15 protein-coding genes are annotated in these 21,874 nt (G+C 39.5%); 6 read left to right on the top strand and 9 right to left on the bottom strand.

All coding sequences use genetic code 11. The features are described from left to right. The first annotated feature begins 70 nt into the window (after positions 1-70). From trhO to RF53_RS05975, 5 genes are all read left to right on the top strand, one after another. Complete coding sequence (gene trhO / locus RF53_RS05955) at positions 71-1,078, top strand: oxygen-dependent tRNA uridine(34) hydroxylase TrhO (protein WP_006794172.1); 1,008 nt, start codon at positions 71-73, stop codon at positions 1,076-1,078. 171 nt (positions 1,079-1,249) lie between these two features. Further along, the gene (locus RF53_RS05960) at positions 1,250-2,263 is read left to right on the top strand and encodes an efflux RND transporter periplasmic adaptor subunit (protein ID WP_082014423.1); all 1,014 of its coding nucleotides are present in this window, start codon (positions 1,250-1,252) and stop codon (positions 2,261-2,263) included. 2 nt (positions 2,264-2,265) lie between these two features. After that, positions 2,266-5,346, top strand: a complete 3,081-nt coding sequence (locus tag RF53_RS05965) for an efflux RND transporter permease subunit (protein ID WP_039036924.1) — start codon at positions 2,266-2,268, stop codon at positions 5,344-5,346. 88 nt (positions 5,347-5,434) lie between these two features. Next, positions 5,435-7,330 carry a DUF294 nucleotidyltransferase-like domain-containing protein gene (locus RF53_RS05970; protein WP_039036925.1) on the top strand — a complete coding sequence of 632 codons (1,896 nt, stop codon included), beginning with the start codon at positions 5,435-5,437 and terminating at the stop codon, positions 7,328-7,330. A 3-nt stretch (positions 7,331-7,333) separates the two neighbouring features. After that, positions 7,334-8,038, top strand: coding sequence for a 3'-5' exonuclease (locus RF53_RS05975; RefSeq protein ID WP_039036926.1), 705 nt, complete (start codon positions 7,334-7,336; stop codon positions 8,036-8,038). A gap of 57 nt (positions 8,039-8,095) precedes the next feature. On the opposite strand, the gene RF53_RS05980 is transcribed toward RF53_RS05975, so the two are convergent. From RF53_RS05980 to pxpB, 4 genes are all read right to left on the bottom strand, one after another. After that, entirely contained in the window at positions 8,096-9,676 is a 1,581-nt protein-coding gene (locus RF53_RS05980) for a BCCT family transporter (protein WP_006794177.1), read from the bottom strand. 376 nt (positions 9,677-10,052) lie between these two features. After that, positions 10,053-11,726, bottom strand: a complete 1,674-nt coding sequence (gene asnB, locus RF53_RS05985) for an asparagine synthase B (protein WP_039036927.1) — start codon at positions 11,724-11,726, stop codon at positions 10,053-10,055. A gap of 320 nt (positions 11,727-12,046) precedes the next feature. Then, positions 12,047-12,976, bottom strand: a complete 930-nt coding sequence (locus RF53_RS05990) for a biotin-dependent carboxyltransferase family protein (protein WP_039036928.1) — start codon at positions 12,974-12,976, stop codon at positions 12,047-12,049. Between the two features lie 3 nt (positions 12,977-12,979). Then, the gene (gene pxpB, locus RF53_RS05995) at positions 12,980-13,630 is read right to left on the bottom strand and encodes a 5-oxoprolinase subunit PxpB (RefSeq protein ID WP_039036929.1); all 651 of its coding nucleotides are present in this window, start codon (positions 13,628-13,630) and stop codon (positions 12,980-12,982) included. 245 nt (positions 13,631-13,875) lie between these two features. Between pxpB and msrA the strand changes: the two genes are divergently transcribed. After that, positions 13,876-15,165, top strand: a complete 1,290-nt coding sequence (gene msrA, locus RF53_RS06000) for a peptide-methionine (S)-S-oxide reductase MsrA (RefSeq protein ID WP_039036930.1) — start codon at positions 13,876-13,878, stop codon at positions 15,163-15,165. Positions 15,166-16,294: 1,129 nt separating this feature from the next. On the opposite strand, the gene RF53_RS06005 is transcribed toward msrA, so the two are convergent. The 5 genes from RF53_RS06005 to RF53_RS06025 all read right to left on the bottom strand — a co-directional run bounded on the left by RF53_RS06005 (position 16,295) and on the right by RF53_RS06025 (position 21,872). Beyond that, positions 16,295-17,176 (bottom strand): LysR family transcriptional regulator, encoded by an 882-nt coding sequence (locus RF53_RS06005; protein WP_010557395.1) that lies wholly within the window; start codon positions 17,174-17,176, stop codon positions 16,295-16,297. A 330-nt stretch (positions 17,177-17,506) separates the two neighbouring features. Then, positions 17,507-18,163 carry a 3-oxoacid CoA-transferase subunit B gene (locus RF53_RS06010; protein ID WP_006794183.1) on the bottom strand — a complete coding sequence of 219 codons (657 nt, stop codon included), beginning with the start codon at positions 18,161-18,163 and terminating at the stop codon, positions 17,507-17,509. Positions 18,164-18,177: 14 nt separating this feature from the next. Continuing rightward, positions 18,178-18,876 (bottom strand): CoA transferase subunit A, encoded by a 699-nt coding sequence (locus RF53_RS06015; protein WP_039036931.1) that lies wholly within the window; start codon positions 18,874-18,876, stop codon positions 18,178-18,180. 102 nt (positions 18,877-18,978) lie between these two features. After that, entirely contained in the window at positions 18,979-19,881 is a 903-nt protein-coding gene (locus tag RF53_RS06020; protein ID WP_039036932.1) for a hydroxymethylglutaryl-CoA lyase, read from the bottom strand. After that, entirely contained in the window at positions 19,881-21,872 is a 1,992-nt protein-coding gene (locus RF53_RS06025) for an acetyl/propionyl/methylcrotonyl-CoA carboxylase subunit alpha (RefSeq protein WP_039036933.1), read from the bottom strand. The genes RF53_RS06020 and RF53_RS06025 overlap by 1 nt, the downstream gene beginning before the upstream one ends. Positions 21,873-21,874 lie beyond the last annotated feature (2 nt).

Raw genomic sequence — 21,874 nt, forward strand, 5'->3', positions numbered from 1 at the left:
GCCCCATATGCGCCGGATTTACGATTCGGTAAACGCCAATATTGGCTAATAAGGCAAAATAGGAAATAAAATGACAGCTGTTCATAAAGATGATCTTACCAGCGAACACTTTGTAGTGTGCGCTTTATACAAATTTGTAGGCCTACCTGAATTTGAAGCATTACGTAAACCTCTACTAGAGGTTATGGAAAAAAACGAAGTGCGAGGCACATTACTTTTAGCTGCTGAAGGAATTAATGGTACTGTTTCTTCAAAACGAGCGGGCATTGACAACCTCCTTGCATGGTTAGATGAACAGCCAAATTTAAAAAACATTGTTACTAAAGAATCCTACGATGACGAATGTCCGTTTTACCGCACAAAAGTAAAACTAAAAAAAGAAATAGTAACAATGGGCGTAGAGGGAATTGATCCTCTTAAAGTAGTGGGAAGCTATGTTAAACCTCAAGACTGGAATGCATTAATTTCTGACCCCGAGGTTGTACTTATTGATACGCGTAACGATTACGAAATTGAAATTGGCACATTTCAAAATGCCGTTGATCCAAATACAACAACGTTTCGTGAGTTCCCTCAATGGGCAAAAGAAAATCTTGATCCTGAAAAACATAAAAAAGTTGCTATGTTTTGTACAGGTGGTATTCGATGTGAAAAATCAACAGCTTACATGAAAGAGCAAGGTTTTGATGAAGTTTATCACTTAGAAGGTGGTATTCTTAAATACTTAGAAGAAGTCCCAAAAGAAGAAACCATGTGGGAAGGCGAGTGTTTTGTATTTGATAATCGCGTTGCTGTTGATCATGACCTACAGAAAGGTTCTTACGATCAATGTCATGCGTGTCGTATGCCTATAACTGAACAAGAAAAACAAAAGCCTGAATATTTAGAGGGTGTTTCATGTCATCATTGTATTGATAAGGTAACAGATGAGCAGCGTGCCCGTTTTGCAGAGCGCCAAAAACAAATTGAGCTCGCACAGGCTCGTGGTGAAGGGCATATAGGTAACGAAGCACAGACCGTTCTTCAACAACGCAAAGAGGCTAAAAAAGCTCAAAAAGATGCTCAACGTAGTAAGTAAGTTATCTTTAAAATGTATTTAATAAAAAAGAGCTTCACGGCTCTTTTTTTTGGCTAAAATTTGTTATTCATCTTACATAGTTGAGTGTTCAGCGTTAACACAGGCTAATTTTGATCACACTTTTGTTACACTGCGTATAGTGGTCAACAAAATGGTTTATAAGGTGGTTCTTTGAAATTGCGCATACTTCAATTAAATATCTATTTGTTATTATTCATTTTTAGCACAGCAGCATCTAGTGCAAATGTAATGGTACAAAAAGTTACAACGGAACGTACAAAAGAAGAGGTTAAAGCTGTAGGTAATGCAGAAGCAATTCACTCCGTTACATTATTTCCTGCTGTTGGCGATAGAGTAACAGCCGTACACTTTAAACCGGGTAACTTCGTAAAGGAGGGAGATGTTTTAGTCGAGCTTGACTCTCGCAGACAAAAAGCAGCTCTTCAACAAGCAGAAATAACCTTAGCAGATACCCAACGAACACTTAACAGGCTCAGTGAAAGTCACAAAAAGGGAGCAATTCCTAAAAGTGACTTAGATGATGCAAAAACTTTGCATGCACTGGCCGAGGTTGCTCTTATTAATGCTAAAACAGACCTTGAAGACAGAACTGTGCTTGCGCCATTTGATGGTGTGATGGGACTTACTGATGTAGAAAAAGGGGATCGCATTACAGAGCAAACTGCCATTGCAACAATTGATGATACCCGCAGTTTGTATATTAATTTTAACGCCCCCGAGTCAGCTGTCTCAATACTAAAAAATAAAGGTATTGTGGAAGTAACACCATGGCAAAGCGCAAAAGCTATTAATGCTCACGTTTCATATCTTGATTCTCGAATAAATCCACAAACCCGTACCTTACGTGTCAAAGCCAAACTGGAAAATGCAAATGAGCAGTTTATGCCTGGTATGAGTTTTCGAATTAATATTACCATGCAAGGGGAGTCATATGCTGTTGTGCCTGAGGCTGCACTTATGTGGGGAGCAACAGGTCCTTATGTTTGGAAAAGTATAGATAAAAAAGCAAAGCGCATAGATGTAAAAATAGAGCAACGCTTAGCTGGGCGATTGTTAGTTTCAGGCAATTTAAATGAAAACGATATATTGGTTGTTGAAGGCGTCCAACGCTTGCGCGAAAACCAAACATTAACGTTTGCTAATCCCAATAATTTAGAGGAATAACAATGAAAAATTCCCCTATGATGCAAGACCTACCCTCAATGGCAATTCGCCGCCCAGTGCTCATTGTTGTTTTGAATCTACTAATAATAATTGCTGGTTTAGCTGCAATTGCAGGAATTGAAGTCAGAGAATTACCAGATGTTGATAGGCCACGTATAACTGTTTCGGCTTCATTTCCTGGTGGGTCTCCAGAAACGGTCGATACAGAAGTAACCAGTAAACTAGAAGGGGCAATAGCCCGTGTAAGTGGTGTTAAATCAATTCGCGCACAAAGTGAAGAAGGCAATGCGCGTATTGTTGTTGAGTTTCGCCCTGGCGTAGATTTAGACAATGCAGCTAACGAAACCCGTGAGTCTGTTGCTCGTGTACAACGAGAATTACCAGAGGAAGTTGAACGTGTTGCAATTATCAAGGCCGATAATGATGCAGAAGCTGTTGTTTCGCTCACTGTATCAAGTAATAGTCTAGCACTTGAAGCCCTTACTGAACGCGTTGAAACCGATTTAGCTCCCCAGTTTTTAACCATACCGGGTGTTGCCGATGTCAGGTTAAACGGGGACCGAAAACGTGTTTTGCGAGTTCGCTTAGATCCATTAAAGTTAAGTAGTTTTAATCTTACTATTCCTGATGTGGCAGATGTTTTACGAGAAGCGCCATTTGATGTACCAGCAGGAAGCCTTAAATCAAGTGACCAACAAGTCATAGTCAGAGCCGATGCGACTTCTATTACCCCCAATGAAGTAGCTGATATTATTGTTAGCGGTGATACGCGAGTAGGTGATATTGCATCAGTCTATTTTGGCCCTGCAGATCCTCGCTCTATGGTTCGTTTAGATGGCAAACCCGTTATTGGTATGGAGGTTATTCGTCAAGCGCAATCTAATACAATTGAAATATCGGATGAAGTTTTACAGTTACTTGAAAACATGCGCGAACGATTCCCTGAGCTCGAATTTACCCTCACCTCAGACGATGCTCAATTTATAAGAAGCTCTGTTGACGAAGTAATAAACTCCTTAGTGCTTACAGTTTTGTTAGTGGTAATAACGTTATGGGTGTTTATAGGTTCGTGGCGCGCAACACTTGTGCCTGCGTTTGCCATACCTGTTGCGCTTATAGGGTCTCTTGCACTTATTTGGGCCCTTGGTTTTTCTATTAATATACTCACTTTATTAGCACTCGTGTTAGCCACAGGTTTAATAGTTGATGACGCAATTGTTGTAAGCGAAAACATACAACGTCAAAGAGGACTAGGGCTTGGTCGGCGAGCATCAGCTGTAATAGGAACTCGAGAAGTATTTTTTGCGGTAGTTGCAACGACTGCCGTATTGGCTGCGGTTTTTATCCCTATTGCATTTTTACCTTCTACGGCAGGACGATTATTTAGAGAGTTTGGCGGGGTGCTTGCAGGTGCAGTCATTATTTCAAGTTTTGTTGCGTTATCACTTGTCCCTGCATTGACTTCAAAATTAAAACTAAAAAAACAAAGCAACCACCCATTTGCCAAAGTAGGTAATAAGTTAGTAAGACTTTATAGCATAACGATTAAAAGCGTTCTAAACCGCGCTTGGCTTGTGCTCATAGCTTGTATATTAATAGCCTTTGGTTCTGGCGCATTGTATTTAAACCTCGATAACGAACTATTACCCACAGAGGACAGGGGTAAAATTCGTATATTTGCCAGAGGCCCAGACGGTGTTGGGTTGAACTTTATGGACAGGCAAGCAATGCAAATGGAAGATATTTTGTTACCTTTTGTAGAAAGTGGTGAAATAGAATCTATTTACACAGTTGTTGGGCAATGGGATCCAAATATTGTTTTTATTACAGTACCACTAAAGCATTGGGACGACCGTCAATTTAGCCAGCAAGAAATCATTAATAAAATTCGCGGACCATTAGGTGAAATCCCAGGCGCAGCTGGTCGTGCATCCGGTTCTAATAGTTTAAATCTTAGAGGTCAAGGTGGCGGTATAGAAATCGCTTTATTAGGCCAAGACTACCAACAAATTTTTGTCGCTGCACAAGATTTTGCAAAGCAAATTGAAAACGCAATCCCGGGTACTGCGCCTGTAAGAGTCTCTTATCAGCCGTCACAACCACAATTACGTGTAAATATTGATAGGCGAAGAGCCGAAGAGTTGGGTGTATCGCTCAGTGATATCTCAATTACACTTCGCGCTGCCATCAATGGGGATGATGTTGCGGATCTAAACATTGGCGACCAATCAATACCCATCATGCTGCAAGTACAAAACCAAGTTATTCAAGATCCAAGTGATTTAGCAAACCTCTATGTGGCAAGTTCGCAAGGTATGTTAGTGCCTATTAGTAGCTTAGCTAATATTAGTGAAGAAGGAGTAGCCGCTGAGCTTGAGCGTCATGCACAGCGTCGTGCTATTGAATTAGATATGGAACTACCGGATGGTATGACGATTGCCGATATAGTCGATCAAATTCGCAATTTGTCTCAGCAATCGTTGCCTCAAGGTATTACCCTTGCGTTTAAAGGTGAAGCGCTGACCTTTGAAGAAACAGCAAACGAAGTACTTTTAACTTACGTGTTGGCTTTTCTAATTGTATTACTGGTATTAGCAGCTCAATTTGAAAGTGTAAACAGTGCAATAGTGGTAATGCTAACAGTTCCATTTGGTATTACCTCTGCTATTTTAGCGCTTTATTTAACAAATACGTCTCTTAATATTTATTCGCAAATTGGTCTAGTGATGCTCATTGGTCTAATTGCGAAAAATGCCATTTTATTAGTCGAATTTGCAGATCAACTTCGAGACCAAGGCTTATCAGTTCGCGAAGCTGTTGAAGAGGCTGCGCTGGTAAGATTACGTCCAATCACTATGACACTCGTTTCTACGTTACTTGGTGCACTGCCATTAATTTTATCAAGCGGGGCGGGTGCTGAAGCACGTAATGCAATAGGTTGGGTTGTATTTGGTGGTCTTTCACTTGCTGTTTTATTTACTTTATACTTAACACCAGTCATCTATTTAGGACTAGCACGTTTCACTAAGCCAAGAGGGGATGAAACTAAACAGCTGGCCCAAGAGCTTGAACAAACAGAATAAACCTTTAGTGGCCTAATTAATCTTTTTTCTTTAAAAAACGGTTAATTAGGCCCACAATTGCATTATTGGAAATCAGTAGGGATCTATAATGCAAAGCGAACAAATTGAAATAGCGCAATTTTTATCACAACACCCTCCTTTTGATGATCTTCCTCAAAAAGCATTAGATGAACTTGCTAAACAAGTCGAAGTCAGTTATTTCAGGGCTAATACCGATATTTTACAATACGGCCAAGACATAGCCGATTTGTACATCATAAGAAGTGGCGCTGTTGAAATGTATCGCCGTGATGGCGAGCTCTATAACCGTTTGGCCACTGCGGGAATATTTGGGCAAATGGGCTTGTTGATGAATCGCAAAGTACGTTTTCCAGCTACAGCGCTTGAAGACACGTTAGTGTATTGTATAAACGTTGACATATTTTTGCAGTATTGTGATGAATTTGAAGTCTTTGCAGATTATTTTGAAACCGATGGTAATGTGCGTTTGCATCAAGCAATTGTTGAGCAAGCAGATGGCAACGATTTAACCACTGCAAAGGTAAAATCGTTACTTCACCGAGACGTTGTTACAGTCGATGCAACTGAAACAGTAAAAAATATTGCACAGCTCATGACCGATGAGTCGGTTTCGTCAGTGCTAGTGACCGACGTTAATAAGCCTATTAATAACGACCCTCAAGAAGATGACGGGCAAGTCGTTGGTATAATAACAGATAAAGATTTACGTACTAAAGTTGTTGCGCAGGGGCTTGAGTACAACACGCCTGCACACGTTATTATGTCAACTAACCTAGTGCTACTTGATCAAAATGACTATATTTTTGAAGCCGTTTTAGCCATGCTCAGAGATAATTTACATCATCTTCCTGTGGTACAAAAAAAACGGCCAATTGGTGTTATATCACTGTCAGATATTCTACGTTATGAATCGCAAAGTAGCTTATTGTTGGTGCGTGGTATATTGGCTCAGCAGTCTGTTGAAGACTTAGCTCACTACGCAAATCAGCTTCCCCGTGTATTTGTGCGCATGGTAAATGAAGATGCAAACTCTCATATGGTTGGTACTGCAATGGCTGTCATTGGTCGTACATTTAAACAACGGTTGCTAATACTCGCAGAAGAAAAATTTGGCCCGCCGCCAGTACCCTACTGCTTTATCGCATTAGGTTCTATGGCTAGAGATGAGCAGCTTATTGTTACCGATCAAGACAATGCACTTATACTAGATAATAGCTATGACGACGAAAAACATAATGCTTATTTTCAAAATTTGAGTGACTTTGTTTGTGATGGATTAGCTCAATGTGGCTATAGCTATTGCGACGGTGAAATTATGGCGTCATTCAAGAAGTGGCGAAAAACACAGGACCAATGGTTTGAGCAATTTGCCCAATGGATTGCTGAACCCAAACCACAGGCTTTACTTAACAGTTCTATATTTTTTGATTTAGACGGTGTGTGGGGTAAAACAAAATGGGCTAATGAGTTAAAAACATATATTGCTAAACACAGTGCAAATAACAGACTGTTTCTAGCAAATATGGCAGCAAATGCTCGTAATAGAACACCTCCACTTGGCTTTTTTAAAGGGTTTGTTCTCGAGCACAACGGGCAGCATCAAAAATCTATGAATTTAAAACGACGTGGCACAGCGCCATTAAGTGATGTTGTTCGCGTCCATGCACTTGCCATTGGATCTCGTAAGCAAAATTCATTTGATCGCCTAGAAGATATTATAGAAGCCAATGTTTTGCCTGCTGGCAAAGCGCAAGACTTACGTGATGCGTTAGAGTACATTTCGATGACCCGTATACGTCATCAGGCATGGCAAATTGAGCAGGGTGAAGTACCCGACAATAATCTTGATCCGCATCTACTTTCTCCATTTGAACAGCGTCATTTAAAAGATGCTTTTGCTATTCTAGATAAGGCGCAAAATTACCTTAAATTTTGTTATACCGCACACTCGGGTGTGAAATAATCTATGTTTTTCAAAGAAGTTAAAAACTGGAATACACGTTATGCTCAGCTTGCCGATGATGCGCAAAACAACTTACTAAAAGAGTTTTATTTATCTACATTTAGTGATGCTAGTGCTTCTGTAAAAGACATTCCTTTTGTTGCATTAGATTTTGAAACAACAGGGCTTAATAGTAAAACAGATGATATTGTGAGTGTGGGGTTAGTGCCATTCACATTAGCGCGAATATACTTTAAACAGAGTAAACATTGGGTGGTTCAGCCAAGACGAAACCTAAGTGAATCATCTATTGTGATCCACGGTATTACTCATAACGATGTTGATAACGCGCCTGACTTTGACAACATCATAGCCCCTTTACTTGATGCTTTGCGTTCTAAGGTGATTGTTGTTCACTATGCGGCAATCGAACGTGGCTTTTTTAATAGTGCCTTATTATTGCGATTAAAAGAGCATATTGAGTTTATGGTTGTAGATACCATGGAACTTGAGCGAAGAGCGCTCAAAGCAAAACAAGGCTTAATAGGGCAGCTATTTAACACTAAACTGGGATCGCTAAGGCTAAATGACTGTCGTAAACGTTATTCTCTACCTGCTTATGAAGGGCATCATGCGTTAACAGATGCGCTTGCAACCGCTGAGCTTTTACAAGCTCAATTGCGCCATCATTACACAGAAGAAACACCGTTATGCACTATATGGAGCTGAACATATATAAATAAAAAACGCCGCAAAAATGCGGCGTTTTTTATTGTTGTTAATTTATTACTTAACTGGACGAGGCTCAGTTCTTAAACCTAATACTAAGCTCACACACATAAGTAAAAGCACAAACGTAAATGGTAAACCTGTTGACACAGCACCCGCTTGTAAAGCTTCAATGGCTTGTGTTCCGCCAATCCAAAGTAGCGCAGCAGCAATAGCGCCCTCAACTGTAGCCCAAAATATACGCTGGGGAACGGGAGCGTCAATCTTACCACCGGCTGTAATAGAATCGATTACTAACGACCCAGAGTCTGACGAGGTAATAAAAAACACAAGTACAAGAACAATCGCAATAAACGATAAAATATTTGAAAGCGGAAGTTCATCCAGCATATGAAACATTGCTAAAGGGACTTCAGTTAAGCCATTAAGCCCAAGTGCGCCAACACCATTGATAATTTGATCAATTGCAATACCACCGTAGATAGACATCCACAATACCGTTACTAAAGTTGGAATAAGTAATACAGCGATTAAGAATTCACGAATAGTGCGTCCGCGTGAAACACGAGCTATAAACATACCAACAAACGGTGACCACGAAATCCACCATGCCCAGTAAAATACAGTCCAACCGTGCATCCATGTTTCGTCTTCACGGCCGTGTGGGTTACTCAAAGGAATAATGTTTTCTACATACCCCATTACTGTATTTGGAACATTCCCCATAGCTACAGCAAAACCAACTAGGCAAACAAACAGCAGCAATACAAACGCTATCAGCATGTTTATATTACTTAATAGCTTTACACCGCCATCAATGCCGCGAACAACGGATATAACGGCTAATAAAGTAACCCCTACAATAACTAAAATTTGCGAGCCAATACCGCCTTCTAAACCAAATACATGGTTAATCCCCGCTGAGGCTTGCTGCGCACCTAAACCTAATGAAGTTGCTAACCCAAATAAAGTAGCCAAAACAGCCAAAATATCAATAATATGCCCCGGCCATCCCCACGCTTTATCACCTAAAATCGGATAAAAAATCGAACGGATTGAAAGCGGGAGCCCCTTATTGTAAGCAAAAAAAGCCAGAGATAAACTAACCACTGCATAAATTGCCCACGGATGAAGACCCCAGTGGAACATGGTTGCGCCCATGGCTAATTTTGCAGCTTCTGGTGTGTTTGCTGCAACGTTTAGTGGTGTTTCGTACCAGCCAGTATAATAAGCGACGGGTTCTGCTACACCCCAAAACATAAGGCCGATACCCATACCAGCGGCAAATAACATTGCGAGCCATGAAAGGCGAGTATGAGAGGGTTTAGCTTCACTTCCTCCCAGGCGTATATTTCCGTATGGAGATACAATAAGCGCTAAACAGAAAACGACGAAAAAGTTAGCAGCCCACATAAATAGCGCATCAAAGTTATTAATAATATCGAATTTAATAGTATCGAGCGCAGTTTTAGCTGTTTGTGGCTCGGTGACAAGCAAGGCAACTAAAAATAAAATAATAAGACCCGCACTAATCCCAAAAACAGGGTTATGAATATCAAACCCCCACTTTTGGACGTTATCCTGTCCTACAGTGTAATCTGTATTATCAATACTATATTTGTCATGATTTTCCTTCATGCAATACCTCTTTTGTAATTATAAATAACTGGTTATCCAGCCGCCCATTAAATACATTAGTCTATATACTGAGAATAAAAAATAATTTGAAGACTAACTATTTATTTTTCTATCTTACAGATGATACGCAGCTACATAAACGATAAAAGTAACAAATAGTTAAAATAGCGTGTTTTAAGGGTAATGTTAGCCATAAAAGTAGCTTTTTAAAAAATTAATAGTAGGTAGATAAAAACTATAAGCTTAGAACTTAAACTATAATTAAAATAATTATTTATAGACCAAGCAGTCTAGTAAGTTGAAGAAGAAAATGAACCTAACGGGGTGGTGGAAGTTTATACACTGCATAAAACTTATGCAGTGTATACGTTAGTGCTTATTTTTTACCTGTGTAAGCGTCGTTGTGTACGCCCGCTGCACGACCAGAAGGGTCTGCATTGTTTTGGAATGATTCATCCCAAGCAAGTGCTTCTGGTGTTGAGCAAGCGACTGACTTACCGTGTGGTACACACTTAGCCGAGGCGTCACCTGGGAAGTGCGACTCAAAAATAGCACGGTAGTAATAAGCTTCTTTAGAATCAGGGGTATTAATAGGGTATTTGAACTTAGCGTTAGCGAGGTCTTGATCGCTTACTTGCTCTTCAACATACTCTTTTAATGTGTCTATCCAACTGTAGCCAACACCATCAGAAAACTGTTCTTTTTGGCGCCATAAAACTTCATCAGGTAGGTAACCACCAAAGCCTTCACGTAAAATATGCTTTTCAATTTTGCCATCTTTACACATTTTAGCTTCAGGATTGATGCGCATAGCAACATCAACAAATTCTTTGTCTAAGAATGGTACGCGAGCTTCAACACCCCATGCGGCCATTGACTTATTAGCGCGCAGGCAGTCAAACATATGAAGTTTAGATACTTTACGGTTTAGTTCTTCATGAAACTCTTGTGCATTTGGCGCTTTATGGAAGTATAAGTAACCACCAAATAATTCATCTGCACCCTCACCAGAAAGAACCATTTTAATACCCATGGCTTTAATTTGACGAGCCATTAAATACATAGGGGTTGATGCACGAATAGTGGTTACATCATAAGTTTCTATGTGGTAAATAACTTCACGAAGCGCATCAATACCTTCTTGAATAGTAAAAATGATAGGGTGGTGCACGGTCCCAATCATGTCGGCTACCTTTTGAGCTGCCGCTAAATCGGGTGAACCCTCAAGACCCACTGAAAACGAGTGCAGCTTAGGCCACCAAGCATCACTTTCGTCGTTATCTTCAATACGTTTAGCTGCAAAACGCTGTGTAATAGCAGAAATAACCGATGAGTCTAATCCACCAGATAGTAATACACCGTAAGGTACATCACACATAAGTTGACGTTTAACGGCTGCCTCTAGTGCGTCTTTCACATCTGATGATTCTGCACTGTTATCTTTCACTGCGTCGAATGTTTGCCAATCGCGTTTATAATACGGCTTTAATTCACCATCTTTACTGTAAAGGTAATGACCAGGAGGAAATTCTTCAATATGTTTACAAATTGGAGAAAGTGCTTTTAGCTCAGATGCAACATAAAAGTTACCGTGCTCATCGTGGCCAGTGTATAGCGGTATAATACCAATGTGATCGCGACCAATTAAGTAGGCGTCATTTTCTTCATCGTATAAGCAAAATGCAAAAATACCGTTCAAGTCATCTAAAAACTCAGGACCTTTTTGTTTGTATAGCGCTAATATTACTTCACAGTCAGACTGTGTCTGAAAAGTAAAATCAGTGTCTAAGTTTGCAGCTAACTCTTTGTGATTATATATTTCCCCGTTTACCGCTAAAATATGCGTTTTTTCAGGGTTGTATAAAGGTTGCGCACCACTAGATACGCCAACAATTGCAAGACGTTCGTGAACTAAAATTGCTTTTTCAGACGCGTAAACACCAGACCAATCTGGGCCTCGGTGTCGTAGTAATTTTGACATTTCAATTGCTTGAGTTCGCAATTGAGCGGGATCAGATTTAATATCTAATACCCCAAAGATTGAACACATAGTAACTCCTCATTCCTATTATGTGTGCAGATCAGCCACTTTGCTGAACTGCGAACCCTTGTTTTATCAGAAATATTTACTCAAGTCACATAGCTTTTGCAATTAATTAAGAATAATTTATGCACCAATGTTTAAGTGAACGCACCTTGTTGGTGAACAAGGAGAAACTATGATTATTTTTGCATCAACTCTATTGCTCAAACTCTGTACTATTAGTGAGTTATCCAAGTGAGCTTGCTTTACAGACAGCTCGTTTTTGTAACACAGTGGTGCAATAAGCAACTGCTAATTAGTTAATGTTCAACGTAACTAATTATTGCTTAACGTTTGCTTTTAAGTGCAATTTTTAACTGGTTTATATGACCATCGAGCTTTTGTTTGGCTTGTAATGCTTGTTTAAACGTCACATATTCAAATTCAATAGTATCTAGTGGTCTGTATTGCGCAAATTGATGCAAATCTGCTTCAATTACGGTGCCTAATAAGGGGTAACCCCCCGTTGTTTGGGCATCGTTTAACAAAACAATGGGTTCTCCATTTGGTGGAAGTTGAATACTTCCTGGGCTCACAGCAAGAGAAGGCAATGAGTGTGAGTGGGTTAAAGAATAATTATCACTTTGAAGCCTAACACCCATACGGTTACTATTGTGACTCACTTTAAACGACGACTGAGTAAACCCATTAATGATCTGTTTTGAGAAAAGCTTTGCATGTGGGCTTGGGTATACGCGAACAATTTTACGTTTTGGCGGCATAAGTGCACCGCATTGAGTAAATTCTGATTGGTAAGGGGTTATTTTAATAGTGTCACCGGCTATGAGCGATTTGCCATTTAGTCCGCCAAAACCAGCATTTAAGTCAGTTGCTTTAGAGTCCATAACAACCGGGCTTTGAATACCACCTTTAACGGCAATGTAGGCTCTTAATCCTGCTCTGCCGGTTGAAAATTTTAGTACCTGTTTTTGTTTAATATTATATGTCCAACCTGGGTAAATCGGTTTTTCATCAAGTGTTGCATTTAAATCAGCACCAAATAAGGCAATAACAGTGTTGCATTCAAACGCAAGTTCGCACAAGCCAACGGTTATCTCAAGAACAGCGGCGTTTTTATCATTATTTAAAAGGCAGTTTGCTATGGTTTGTGCGTAAGGGTCTAAGCTGCCAGATTGGCTAACGCCTAAATGGCGGTACCCGTTACGTCCAAAATCTTGGATGCTCAGTAATGGGCCACTTTTAATAACTTTAATCATTATTTATTTCCCCACAGATACAGGTATAAATTCAAGCGTGTCACCAGGCTGTATTAAGCATGGGCTTTTTTGCGTTGCATCAAATAATGGTATGTCAGTTTGGCCAATAATATGCCAGCCACCAGGCGAATCTGCCGGGTAAATGGCTGTTTGGTCAGCACCAATAGCGACAGACCCTTTAGGTACTTTAAGACGAGGTTCTGAGCGTCTTGGTGTAAAAAGTTGCTTGTTTAGTCCATTTAAGTATGCAAAACCAGGTTGAAACCCCAAAAATAAAACAGCGTACTGGGGCTCACTGTGAAGGTTAATGACGTCATCAATGCTTAAACTATGAAAATTTGCCACGTAGTTTAAGTCTTCGCCGTTATAATGCGTTTTGATTTTGTGGTGTTTAGCTACGAACTCATTAGGTTTAATGTTATTCCAAATAGCTGGTAATTGCTCAAGCCATTTAGCTAACTCAATATCTTGCTTTAAATATAAAGTGAGTGAGTTCATACCGGGTACAATATCAATAAATGAATTATCTTTTTTACAGTGATTTGCTAAAGACCAAATTTTTTTTTGAATACTGAGTGTTCCGCTAGTGCTTAAGTGAGATGCATCAAGCAATAAGCTATTGTTTGATAAAGCGTAAACGTGAAGATTTTGCATTAGTAAAACCTAATTCGAACATCATTAAGCAAACCTATCACATATTTAATTAATTATTTATACCCTTGAGACCAACACAGAACATTTATGCAAAATTGTTAACACACTTAAATTTAAATCTTATTGTCAATTAGATTTAAAAGTAAACCTTATATGTTTAGCCTCGTAATAAATAAGTAAGTCGTTTGAAATAATAATTAAATTTAAATGGTCTTAATTAGTACGGACTTGTTTAGAGGTACATTATGAATTATCAGCATTTATTATATTTATCGGGCGCTGCAATTATATTTAGCGCAGGCGCGTTTGCTTTATCGATGGAAAAGGTCGAACAAAGTGATGTAGCAGCCAGTATGCATGTAGAAAGCCTTGTACTAGGATCGGGTTGTTTTTGGGGCGCAGAAAAACGCTATGAAGCGCTAGATGGAGTAATTGATGCAGAATCTGGTTATGCAGATGGCAATGGGTTTGAGGCTACTTACAAAAACATTACTAAGCAATCACGCCGCTTTGACGAAAACAATTACGCTGAAGTAGTGAAAGTGACTTACAACAGCAATATTATTTCTGCGCAAGAGTTACTTAAAAATTACTTTGAAAGTCACGATCCTACTCAGTTAAACAAACAAGGTAATGACATTGGTACGCAATATCGATCTATTATATTAACGAGCAACGATGCGCAAAAAGACACAGCGTTAAAGATTAAAGCGCAATACCAACAATTATTAACCAATGCTGGGTATGGAAATATAGTCACCGTTATCAAGCCACTTGAGGGCTTTGTAGCTGCTGAAGAATACCACCAAAATTATTTGCAAAAAAATCCTAATGGTTATTGCCCTGATCATTCTACTGGTGTGGTTTTCGAACCAGTACCAGTTAAAACGAAAGACAACACTGCATTATTAACGGGTAAACAAATTGTGATCATAGACTCTCGAGACTATTGCCCTTATTGCGAGAAGTTTAAAAAAGAGGTGGCAAATGACTACAAAGGCACCATCCCTTTATCATTTAGATACGCAGATCAATTAGATGGGTTAATCATTAAATCAGCGACATGGGCAACACCCACAATTCTATTTTTAGAAAATGGTGAAGAAGTATATGGTCGCCAAGGCTACGCAAGCCGTGAGACATTTTACAAAGCTTTAGGTGCATTTAAATTAGGAGACAGTGAAGCTTATAAGGTTGCATTTAATGCCAAAACAGATCGCCCATATTGTAAAGAATATAAAATATTTAAAAATACACCCGATGGCACCTTTGTCGATAAGCTCAGTGGTGAGGCTTTATTTGATACTCGAGATCGTTTTAATTCTGGTACAGGTTGGCTGTCGTTTACGCACCCTGTTAAAAACAGTGTAACCGAACACGAGGACAATAGTTGGGGCATGCAGCGCATAGAATTAAGGTCTAAAAGCACAGGTATTCACCTGGGGCATTTATTTCCGGGTGAAGGGCCTAGAGGAAAAGATAGATATTGTATAAACGCAACCGTATTAGACTTTGTCCCTCGAGATAATAGCTAATACCGTATATAAACCTATCGGTCTATAATTGGTGTTTCGACTAGTAAAGAAACAAGTACAAAAAAGCCCTCATAATTGAGGGCTTTATAAATATTTACTAAGTGGTGCACTTTTGTTGAAAAATAAAACAGCCCAAACTAAGTCACCACCTAAGTTGAACTGCTTTTCACACTGACAACATCTTCACACACAATAAAGATTCGTTTACTGCTAAAAGCAGATTTTTATATTATGTGGCCGTTGGAGAGAATAAAAACAGCCCAAACTAAGTCACCACCTAATTTGAACTGCTTTTCACACTGACAACATCTTCACACACAATAAAGATTCGTTTACTGCTAAAAGCAGATTTTTATATTATGTGGCCGTTGGAGAGAATAAAAACAGCCCAAACTAAGTCACCACCTAATTTGAACTGCTTTTCACACTGACAACATCTTCACACACAATAAAGATTCGTTTACTGCTAAAAGCAGATTTTTATATTATGTGGCCGTTGGAGAGAATAAAAACAGCCCAAACTAAGTCACCACCTAATTTGAACTGCTTTTCACACTGACAACATCTTCACACACAATAAAGATTCGTTTACTGCTAAAAGCAGATTTTTATATTATGTGGCCGTTGGAGAGAATAAAAACAGCCCAAACTAAGTCACCACCTAATTTGAACTGCTTTTCACACTGACAACATCTTCACACACAATAAAGATTAGTTTACTGCTAAAAGCAGGTTTTTATATTATGTGGCCGTTGGAGAGAATAAAAACAGCCCAAACTAAGTCACCACCTAACTTGAACTGTTTTTCACACTGACAACATCTTCACACACAATATAAAGATTCTTTTTTACATTTATTTGAGTCATAAAAACTAAATTGGTTTCAAACTTAGTTATTTAAATATCAACTCAATTAGTCATTAAATGTTTTCGTTAAATAGACTTTATGTTGTTTCCTAAATTCAAACAAACGATAAAAATAAAACTGATAAGTGAAAAAATTTAAACCATAAAAATTAAAGAACAAAAAAGCCAACTCATTGATAATAAGTTGGCTTTTACGTTAATTTAATGTGAATTATTTATGATTGTTACATTAAATAAATTAACTAAGTGTGAACTAAAATCATTATTCTTGGGTTTTTCTGAAAGTATCAACTACCCATTTAGCAAACAGATCAAGAGGGTGGTTGGCTACATTTGAGTCGTGTTGAACCAAATAATATTTATCTTTAGTCGTTAATGGCTGTTCAAACAATTTATATAACCATTGCTCGTCTAACCAGCTTTGGCTTATAGGTAGAGGAATAAGTGCAATCCCCATACCTTGCTGTGCGGCACGTGCAACACCAAACATACTATCTATCTGAATAATTTGCGTAGGCGAAAAATCATCTATGCCCACTTTTTCAGCCCACTGGTGCCATGCCCAAGGGCGTGCTTTGTGTAAAATTAGTGGTACTTGGTTCAGTGCTTGTAAATCGTTGTTTTTCCACTGTTCAAGTAATTTTTTATTACATGCAGGAATGTATTCTAAATTAAATAGCTCAGTGACTGCGCCCTCAGTTGGCTTACTTGACGAAAGCACAATAGACAAATCACTATGGCGGGTAAGTTCTTTACGTGTTTTAAGCGTGTCCATTTGCAAATTAATATTAGGATGCTGAGTGGTCCATTCGCTTAATTTTGGCATCAGCAATTCACTGGCAAAAAACTCGGGTAAAGTAATCGTGATATTTGTGTTTTGTTGTAATTGACTAAACTCATTAATGGTACCTTCTAACATAGTAATGATAGGGGAGATCGCATCAAAAAAGTTTTTTCCAGCCGTAGTTAGGCTAATCGAACGTGTTTTACGATGAAACAGCTCTATACCAAGTTGTTCTTCTAGTTGTTTTATTTGGTGGCTTACCGCCGACGGTGTTAAGTACAGCTCATTGGCTGCATGCTTAAAACTTAGGCTTCTTGCTGCAAAGCAAAAAGAACGAAGACCACGAATAGGAGTTTGCATGTTTTCCAGTGTTTAAATGTTTAGATTACCTGTACAGGCAAATATCGATCCAAATGTTATTATTCAATACTATCAATAACTTAATTTTATTGATAGGGCAGCTTCACAATTTTGGTGCATCATAACAACAAATTAGTGCAATAGCTCTAGCTAAATAACACAGTATTTATGCATCTATTATAGATAATAATTTATTAAGCGTGTATTAATTAACCATAAAAATAGCATTGTAGGCAAAAAAAATCCCTCTTGCGAGGGATTTTGGGTAACTCAGCGCCATTGGCACTGGGAATGAGGTCGGTACAGGGTAAAGTTAACTATATAATAATCTTATAAAACCATTTCTGGTACTTCACCGTCAACAAGTAATTTACCTGCTGTTTTGCTAATAATTTCATCTACAGATACACCAGGTGCACGCTCTATTAAATGAAATGCGCCGTCTTTAACTTCTAAAACGGCTAAATCTGTTACTATTTTCTTTACGCAATTTACACCGGTAAGCGGTAAACTACATGCTTCAAGTAGCTTAGATTCACCATGCTTACTGGCATGGGTCATTGTAACAATTATATTTTTTGCGCCAGCAACTAAGTCCATTGCGCCGCCCATGCCTTTAATAAGCTTTTTGGGGATCATCCATGACGCGATGTTACCGTTCTGGTCAACTTCAAAAGCACCAAGAACTGTTAAGTCTACATGACCACCCCGTATCATGGCAAAACTATCTGCACTATTAAATATGGCAGCACCTGTGGCTGCTGTCACGGTTTCTTTACCCGCGTTAATCATATCAGCATCAAGCTCAGCTTTAGTTGGGTATTGCCCCATACCTAATAGGCCATTTTCTGACTGTAGCATAACTTCAATATCATCAGGTACATAGTTTGCGACGAGTGTCGGAATTCCTATGCCCAAATTAACGTAGTAACCATCTTGTAGTTCTTGCGCAACGCGCATTGCAACTTGTTCACGTGATAATGCCATTACTTTGCTCCTGCTTAATCTCGTGTTGTTACACGTTCAATGCGTTTTTCAAAGTTACCTTTAATCACGCGATTTACATAAATGCCAGGGGTGTGGATTTGGCTTGGTTCAAGTTCACCCGGCTCGACGATTTCTTCAACTTCTGCCACAGTAATTTTTCCTGCTGTTGCAGCCATTGGGTTAAAGTTCATTGCTGTGTGTCTAAATACCAGGTTTCCATACCGGTCAGCCTTCCACGCTTTCACAATGGCAAATTCACCCGTGATAGACTCTTCTAAAATGTAAGGGCGACCATCAAATTCTTTTACATCTTTACCCTCTGCAACGGGCGTACCGTAACCTGTAGCGGTATAAAATGCGGGAATACCGGCACCACCAGCGCGCATTTTTTCTGCAAGTGTTCCTTGTGGCGTAAGCTCAATATCTATTTCGCCATTTAATAATTGCTGCTCAAATAGGGCGTTTTCTCCAACATACGAGGCAATTACTTTTTTTATTTGTTTATCTTGCAATAAAATACCTAAACCAAAATCATCAACACCACAGTTGTTAGATACAACGGTTAACTCTTTTGTGTTCATCTTTTTAATTTGCTTTATTAAACCTTCAGGTATTCCACATAAACCAAAACCACCGGCAATAATGGTATCACCGTCTTTCAACCCTTCCATTGCAGCTTCGTAGCTTGAAACCACCTTATCAAAACCGGCCATGAGTCTCTCCTCATTGTGTGCTAAATTTTGTTAACTATTTACCTTCGTTTTACACTTACTTAAGTAATATATAGGCTAAAAAGTAGTTAACACGTAAGTGTGTCATTGTTGTTTTTTGTGCAGCGCTACAGAAACTTTACTTACTGGCATTTTATTAAGCGCATCAGTAATGGCCCAACCTGCATCAACAAGCCTTTGTAAATCAATTCCATGGTTTATGCCAAGGCCATCAAGTAAGTAAACGACATCTTCAGTGGCAACATTTCCTGACGCGCCTTTAGCATAAGGGCACCCACCAAGGCCGGCAACTGCTGCGTCAACCGTTGATATTCCTAGGCTTAGCGCTGCGTAAATATTTGTGAGCGCTTGCCCGTAGGTATCATGAAAATGCACTGCAAGCTGGTTGCTGTCTATGTGCAATAAAAGTAATTCTATGAGTTGAGTTACTTTTTTTGCAGTACCTACGCCAATCGTGTCTCCAAGGCTTACTTCGTAACAGCCTAAATCTAATAGCTTTTGTGTTACATCAAGCACAGCCTTAGCGTCTATGCCTCCTTCGTAAGGACAGCCAAGTACACAACTTACATAACCACGAACACGAATATTATGCTCTTTTGCAAAGTTCATAACTTCACTGTAGCGTGTGATACTTTCGTCAATTGAGCAGTTGATGTTTTTTTTACAGAACGACTCGCTTGCGGCGGTAAAAATTGCAAACTCTTTAATACCAGCGTCATGGGCCGCGTGCGCACCTTTCAAGTTTGGTGTCAGCGCGCTTAGGTTAATATTTGGTAAGTTAAGTGCGTTAATCACATCAGCCGAATCTGCCATTTGTGGTACCCATTTAGGGGATACAAACGCACCTGCTTCTATATCTTTTAAACCGGCTTGTGCAAGGGCATTAATCAGTGAAATTTTATCCTGAGTATTTACCAAACCCTCGTTTTGTAGGCCGTCACGCGCACCCACCTCAACAATACGAACCGAATCAGGAAAGGCACTCATTAGGCACCTTCCTGTTGTGTGGTATCTTCAACAATGGCGAGTAGGGCACCGTGAGATACCAATTCACCTTCACCAAAACAATAGCTTTGTAAAATGCCATCGTGTGGCGCATTGAGGGTGTATTCCATTTTCATAGCTTCAATGATCACAACAGGATCGCCTTTGCTAATCGTACTGCCAACATTAACCAAATGTTTAACCACGGTACCATTGAGTGGTGCTGCTAGTGGCAATGCATCACTTTCATGTGAACTTATGTAATGTTTATTAATGAGTTCAAGCTTAGTTTGTAGTGCTTTATTCATAACCGTAATGGCGTCATTACAGTGTGAGACATGAGCAATATGCTTATTGCCATCAATAAATACAGTACAAACGCCTTTAATGACTGTCCCTTGAAGATTAAATACCGTGTTGTTATGGGTAATGTTGAACCCTTCAGGTGTTTTGATTGCACTCAGCTGCAAATCTTTAAAAGGCACTTTAATGATGCGTGGAGAATTTAAGTTAAATCCGGTAAGTTGCTGCCATGGGCTACCATTGTGTTGCTGAGCTTGCTCATTATTCAAAGAGCATAAGTACGCAAATGCACATATGAGTTCACTTGATTGTAAAAGCGCACTATCAACAGTAACTAAAGAGTCGCCTTGCTCTGCAATAAAGTGTGTACTTGGCGCGCCCTGGTTGAAAGTAGGGTGATTAGCTAAGTTATTTAAAAAGCCAATGTTGGTACTAAAACCCGCTAAATGAAATTCACCAAGTGCTTGGCGTAAACGCCCTAATGCTTGCTCGCGGTTATCATCATGTACTATAAGCTTTGCAATCATTGGGTCGTAATAAGGGCTGATTTCATCGCCTTGTGCAATGCCGGTATCTATTCGTACAAACTCACTATTAAGCGGAGTATTTAACGATTCAATTACGCCTGAACAAGGAATAAAGTCGTTGCTTGGATCCTCTGCGTAAATTCGCGCTTCAAAGCTGTGGCCTTGTAGTTGTATGTCAGATTGCGTTAAAGGCAAAGTGTGCCCAGCTGCTATATTGATTTGCCAATTCACTAAATCTACACCGGTTACCATTTCGGTTACTGGGTGTTCTACTTGTAGGCGTGTGTTCATTTCCATAAAGAAAAACTCATCGCCACACAGTAAAAATTCAACAGTACCTGCACCGCGGTAATTTATAGCCAGAGCACAACGTACTGCGGCTTCGCCCATTTCTTTTCGTAATGTGTCACTTAAACCTGGTGCTGGCGCTTCTTCAATTACTTTTTGATGACGACGTTGTAAAGAGCAGTCTCTATCACCTAAATAAACACAGTTACCGTGATTATCTGCAAACACCTGTACTTCAACATGGCGAGGCTGGTTAACATAGCGCTCTAGCAGTACTAAGTCATTACCAAAGCCTGCTATAGCTTCACGCTGTGCGCCTTCAAGAGCACTCATGAAATCTTTAGCCTGCTCAACAACGCGCATACCTTTACCACCGCCCCCAAAAGCCGCTTTGATCAGCACGGGATAGCCAATTTTTTCGGCCTCAAATTGTAAAAAGGCAGGGTCTTGATTATCACCATAATAGCCAGGCACTAACGGTACATTTGCTTTAGCCATTATTTCTTTAGCGCGGGTTTTAGAGCCCATGGCTTCTATGCTGCTTGCAAGTGGGCCAATAAACGCAATGTTGTTAGCTTCACAGGCTTTAGCAAACTCGCTGTTTTCAGATAAAAAACCATACCCTGGGTGAATACAATCTGCGCCGCTATTTTTGGCTACTTGTAAAATTTTATCGGTTACAAGGTAAGAGTCTTTACTGGGCGCAGGCCCAATATGGTAAGCTTCATCAGCCATTTTTACATGTTGTGCGTGTTTGTCGGCGTCAGAATAAACGGCTACAGTCGTTAACCCCATTTGCTTTGCACTGCGCATAATACGGCACGCAATTTCACCTCGGTTGGCAATGAGTATCTTTTTTAAAGTGTGTGTGTTCATAA

This window comes from Pseudoalteromonas sp. ECSMB14103 (genome assembly GCF_000813065.1).
In the GTDB taxonomy this organism is placed as follows: domain Bacteria; phylum Pseudomonadota; class Gammaproteobacteria; order Enterobacterales; family Alteromonadaceae; genus Pseudoalteromonas; species Pseudoalteromonas marina.

What these genes read in the sequence shown, in the direction of transcription:
- trhO (WP_006794172.1), top strand. Translation starts at nt 71, where the DNA reads ATGACAGCTGTTCATAAAGATGATCTTACCAGCGAACACTTTGTAGTG.
- RF53_RS05965 (WP_039036924.1), top strand. Translation starts at nt 2,266, where the DNA reads ATGAAAAATTCCCCTATGATGCAAGACCTACCCTCAATGGCAATTCGC.
- RF53_RS05970 (WP_039036925.1), top strand. Translation starts at nt 5,435, where the DNA reads ATGCAAAGCGAACAAATTGAAATAGCGCAATTTTTATCACAACACCCT.
- RF53_RS05975 (WP_039036926.1), top strand. Translation starts at nt 7,334, where the DNA reads ATGTTTTTCAAAGAAGTTAAAAACTGGAATACACGTTATGCTCAGCTT.
- RF53_RS05980 (WP_006794177.1), bottom strand. Translation starts at nt 9,676, where the DNA reads ATGAAGGAAAATCATGACAAATATAGTATTGATAATACAGATTACACT.
- asnB (WP_039036927.1), bottom strand. Translation starts at nt 11,726, where the DNA reads ATGTGTTCAATCTTTGGGGTATTAGATATTAAATCTGATCCCGCTCAA.
- RF53_RS05990 (WP_039036928.1), bottom strand. Translation starts at nt 12,976, where the DNA reads ATGATTAAAGTTATTAAAAGTGGCCCATTACTGAGCATCCAAGATTTT.
- pxpB (WP_039036929.1), bottom strand. Translation starts at nt 13,630, where the DNA reads ATGCAAAATCTTCACGTTTACGCTTTATCAAACAATAGCTTATTGCTT.
- msrA (WP_039036930.1), top strand. Translation starts at nt 13,876, where the DNA reads ATGAATTATCAGCATTTATTATATTTATCGGGCGCTGCAATTATATTT.
- RF53_RS06005 (WP_010557395.1), bottom strand. Translation starts at nt 17,176, where the DNA reads ATGCAAACTCCTATTCGTGGTCTTCGTTCTTTTTGCTTTGCAGCAAGA.
- RF53_RS06010 (WP_006794183.1), bottom strand. Translation starts at nt 18,163, where the DNA reads ATGGCATTATCACGTGAACAAGTTGCAATGCGCGTTGCGCAAGAACTA.
- RF53_RS06015 (WP_039036931.1), bottom strand. Translation starts at nt 18,876, where the DNA reads ATGGCCGGTTTTGATAAGGTGGTTTCAAGCTACGAAGCTGCAATGGAA.
- RF53_RS06020 (WP_039036932.1), bottom strand. Translation starts at nt 19,881, where the DNA reads ATGAGTGCCTTTCCTGATTCGGTTCGTATTGTTGAGGTGGGTGCGCGT.
- RF53_RS06025 (WP_039036933.1), bottom strand. Translation starts at nt 21,872, where the DNA reads ATGAACACACACACTTTAAAAAAGATACTCATTGCCAACCGAGGTGAA.